The sequence below is a fragment of the Rhodococcus sp. (in: high G+C Gram-positive bacteria) genome (assembly GCF_049299235.1).
In the GTDB taxonomy this organism is placed as follows: Bacteria; Actinomycetota; Actinomycetes; order Mycobacteriales; family Mycobacteriaceae; genus Rhodococcus.
On sequence record NZ_JBAQXC010000195.1, the window covers coordinates 1 to 4,674 of the forward strand.

Genomic DNA, 4,674 nt, shown 5'->3' on the forward strand with positions numbered 1-4,674 from the left:
TCCGGTTCGGCCGGGTACGACGGGGCACGCTGTGGCACACGACCGGACTCTCGGGCCCCGGTGCTGCCGACAGCCCGGATATGCACGAGTGAGTCAGCGAGAACGGACCGGCATGACCCAACCACCCAGTGTCACCAGCAACCGACACCGGGACAATCGCCGTGGCCACCGCAACCGAAGCACTGCCGACGTCGCAGGCGCTGAGGCCGCCGTGGTCGTCGGTCGTGCAGCAGCCTGGGCCCGCAGCGCCGCCAGGTGTTGCTTGAGCGCGGTGTAGGAGATCGCCCGCCGGGTATGTTCGGAGACAAGTTGTCCGCAGGCCCGTTCGAGGAGTTGTTTGTCGCTCTTTCCCAAGGCGAGGATGTTCTGGCACGAACGGTAGCCCTGGGCCTCGATGTGTTGGGCGGTCGAGCAGGTCACCGATCGCGGCCACGGTGTGCGGACCGACCTTGTGGGCCTGGCGCACGAAGTAGGCCCGATCCCACAGATCCGCGGAGTGCAGATGCTGAGCGGGCACGTGCTCGGGGTCCGTGACATACGAGTGCCGACGCCCGGAAACAACGTGGGATGCAATGACTTCGCCGTCACACATGATGACGAGTTTGTCGCCGGTGATCTTCACATCGACGAGCTGACCGGCGAAGGTATAGGGCACCGAATACTTCACCGTCGCGATCTCGACGTGGTAATCCCTGTTGGCCTTAAACTTCTTCCAGGTCACCGGCTGCCACCGCGCCTCGGGCAGCGCCAGCAGCTCTGACTGCTCGTGCTCGGTGAACAATTCCCGCCGGCTGATCTGCTGTCCGCGGAACGGGATTCGGTCATTGATCTGATCGGCATGGACGCGAATGGCCTCGCCGAGGTCGTCCAGGCTGGCGAATCGGCGGTCGGCGAGTCGTCCGATCACCCAGTTCGTCACGATCTTGACCCCGTACTCGACGTGTCCCTTGTCGCGGGGCCGCACCGCTCTGGTGGGCACCGCGGCGGTGCGGTGGTACTCGAGGAAGTCCCGATAGGCGTGGTTGACCTCGCGGGCCTTGTCCCCGCGTGTGATCTGGTTCGACGCGGTCGAGGTGTTGTCGGGCACGATCACTTGGGCGACGCCGCCGAAGTACTCGAATGCCTGCACGTGGGCATCGAGCCAGTTCGCTGCCTTCTCGTCCAGGCATCCGCAGGCGAAGACCATGCCCGAATACGGCAGTGATGCCACGAACACCGACACCCGGGTTCCGCTGCCGGTGACCGGATCGAAGATCGCCATCGTGGTGCCGGCCCAGTCGACCTGCATCGTGTGCCCGGGTATGTGGGTGATCCGCATCGTCAGATCGTTGACCTCGACGTACTCACCGATGATCTGACAGAACCGCTGGTAGCTGTAGTGCCGTTGCCCCGGTGCCCCTTCGGTTTCCAGGTAGTCGGCCCACAGCACCCGCAGTGGGAGCTTCTTGCTGCCCGAGCGCTTCTTCACTGCCGTGCCGACATCGAACGCCACGAAATCGGTCGAGGTGTTCTTTCGCCCGTCGGTGAACAAGGCGTCGATCTGCTCGGCGGTCAGCGCCGCGATCTGGTCTTCGGTGCTCAGCCCCTGTTCATCGCAGATCTTCTTCGCTTTGGCGATCGTGCGGTATGAGCATCCCGCGATCGCTTCGATCTCCCGGTACGACCTTCCTTGCAGCAACTGTGACATCACCAGTCGGTAATCAGTCAGCCGTGCCTCCTGTTTCGGGTCCCCGCGCAGCCGAATTGCCACGCGTGAACCCGAGACGAGCACATCGTCCTGTCTACCGCCACCGAATGCTCATACTCGTGCTACCGGACCGTCAGAACAGCGCTGCTCGAAACGCGTTCCTAACACCCGAACCCCTGGGTAGTGGCTAACCACGCCTGATGGCAGAGACCGTGGAGAGCCCGGTGCGTGGAAACGCGCACGCCGGGTTCGGCGAGCGGCTCGCAGAAACGGGCCGGTGGCGACACCGGTACCGCGCTGCGGGCCGACTCAACCACCCGGGTGCGCAGTTGCGGTTCACCGACCTCGACGGGCTGCGGTTGACCGCGTTCGTCACCAACACCCGCCGCGGGCAACTCCCGGATCTGGAGTTGCGGCACCGGCATCAGGCTCGGTGCGAGGACCGGATCCGGACAGCGAAAGCGACCGGGCTGCAGAATCTTCCGTTGCACGGGTTCGATCAGAACCGGATCTGGCTGGCGCTCGCGCAACTGGCGTGTGAGCTGACCGCGTGGATGCAGATGCTCGCGTTCACCGAGGTCCCGGCGCGGCGGTGGGAACCGAAACGGCTACGGCTGCGGCTGTTGTCGATCGCCGGGAAGATCGCCTGCCATGCCCGCAGGGTTCGACTACGGCTGGCCGCGACGGTTCCTGGTGTCGATGTTCTTGTGGCCGGCTTGAACAGGCTTGCAGCGCTACCTGCACCTGTGTGACCTACACGTAACTTTTTCATCGAGTCGAAAGGACACTCAGTTCGGGGCCGTGGACCTCGACGTCATCCGACCGTGTCGGGCGACCGAGCGTGGATGCACACCGAATCCACCGCCTCCACAATCGATCCGCAGCCGCTCAGGCCGACGCATCACCTGCACGAAAGGTTGAGGGTAGCTGTACGTTCAACCTTCAGATCGGGCACGGTATCGGGCTGTGCCATACATTCATTTTCGAATGAGCGGCGAAATATCGTCCCCGCCGTGGACGGCTATGCTCGGCACACGAAAATAAATTCGAGTTGCTGCACGGTCACGGGTCGGTGATGTGGTGAAATTATCCACATCGACATCTATGCGGACGTAGGAGGCCGGAACTTACTGATGAGTAATAATTAAATAACTCACAGGGCAGTGCAAGACAAGCCCCCTAGGCGGGGGCTTGTCCTTCGAGAATCCTTCACCAGGTTCATCAAGTTGCAGTGCAGCTATCCGTGCGTTCAGTTCTCACCACTGTCGACCTTCGACGTGGAAGCGAAGTTGCTGCTTCGCTCCAAGCACTGCCCCCACCAGGACTTATCGGTACTCGATAGGTTCCGTTCGCTTAGAGGGACAAACCATGCTTGGTACGTCTCAGGGTAGCTTATGCCCTGAAGCAGATACAACGACTTCCATATCGACACGCCGCGAATTTTCCGGGACCGGCACGCCGGACGACGTAGCGCAACAACTCACCACTTCGAACGACCCCACCTATTTCGCTGCAATTGCCCGCGCGCAAGAAAATGTGGCGCGCGTGGAAAAGATCAATTTCGAGAGCGACCAGCGCGGCCGAACCTGGTCAATTCCGGTATCACCAGAATTGCAATCGTCCACTCCAATCTGGTCCGGACGTGTCACCTGGCAACGCCAAGTTCGAGAAATTCTGAATAGCGACGTCGGCATTCAAAAATGCCGACGTCACAGCATCGACCCTGAGCGCGTATTCGCCGTCGCGGTATGCATGGCCACCGTCGCAGACCAGCGTACTGGCCGCCGCGTCACCGCCTCACGAGATACTCTCGCCGAGCGAGCCGGCGTCTCCGTCACCGTCCTCAAGCGCGCGCGGCGGGTCCTGTCCGATCTCGGAATGGCTCACGAGATGACGCGGGGCCGATTCCTACGCACTATCGAACAGTGGGCCGCCGAAGCCCATCATGGACGTAGACAAGTCAAAGCGCCGAGCGTCTGGGCGCTGACCTCCCCCCGGGCCGTCGTTCGTCAGGTGACCCTTGACATCCCGCCCGCGGGTACGGTGCCTCCCACGTTCGTCGCACACACCTCGCGCGACGCCCGCACTTCTCCCCCACCCGGTAATCCACAGCCTACGACTGGTGGCCCCCAATCTCTTGGTGGTCTTTTTAGTACTTGTACTTCTGTTAAGAAGTACAAGACAACGCGCGCGCGAGCGCGCACGACCGGATCCACCTCATTCCACGACCGAACACCTCGACCGATCTCGCTCCAGAAGGCCGCTGCGGAGCTTATTTTGCTCGCCCCGTCGCTAGAGGCGGGGAAGCACATCGGATCTGTCTGCGACGCACTCAGCGCCCATTGCGTCGATACGACACGCTGGACAGGACGCGATATCGTGAGAAAGCTCAACGAGGACACGAAACTACGCGGTTGGATCTGGCCGAATCGGGACGCACTTTTCCACCCGATCAGGTTCCTGCGCTGGCGCCTGGCACGCATTGATTGGTCAGGCCCCTCCCCCTCCGAGCAGGCCCGGACAGCTAAGCTGGAACGAGATCTGGAACGCCGGACTACGACTGCGGCGCCTGTCCGCAACACCCGAGTAGCTTCTGTGCGTACCCGGATGTCCTCCATGAGTCAGATTCGAGAAGCACTCTCTCGCAAATGAACCAATCTAGTGTGCCGCAGTGAATTGTGCTGAAGCTGAGGACACCCGGTCGGTGGTGCGTGCCCAACTGAAAATTCCACCTCAATCGACGAGAGTCGCTCGACATCATCATCATCATCGCTGCTGCTGCTGTTGCTGGTTCTGTTCAACGCGCGTGAAGTGCGCGTTGAGTTCGGTCCGCTGGCAAAACACGAAGGATCCCCTCCCCCACTGGGAGCCCGCGGCTGCGCCAGAATCCGTCGCGTCGCATGACAAGGTTTACCGCAGACAATTCTGCGAGGCCGGGTCGAGCTCCGGTATGCCCAGTAGCGGGCATGGGACCCCGATCGCCGGCG

General features: G+C 62.0%; 2 protein-coding genes. One reads left to right on the forward strand and one right to left on the reverse strand.

Annotated features, from left to right (window positions below; genetic code table 11):
- Nucleotides 1-1,687, reverse strand: a 1,687-nt coding sequence (gene istA, locus WAX14_RS11780; RefSeq protein ID WP_422628246.1) for an IS21 family transposase, incomplete at its 3' end; no start/stop codon positions are given.
- Nucleotides 1,688-1,887: 200 nt separating this feature from the next.
- On the opposite strand from istA, the gene WAX14_RS11785 reads away from it, so the two are divergent.
- Nucleotides 1,888-2,439 (forward strand): transposase, encoded by a 552-nt coding sequence (locus WAX14_RS11785; protein ID WP_422628247.1) that lies wholly within the window; start codon nucleotides 1,888-1,890, stop codon nucleotides 2,437-2,439.
- Nucleotides 2,440-4,674 lie beyond the last annotated feature (2,235 nt).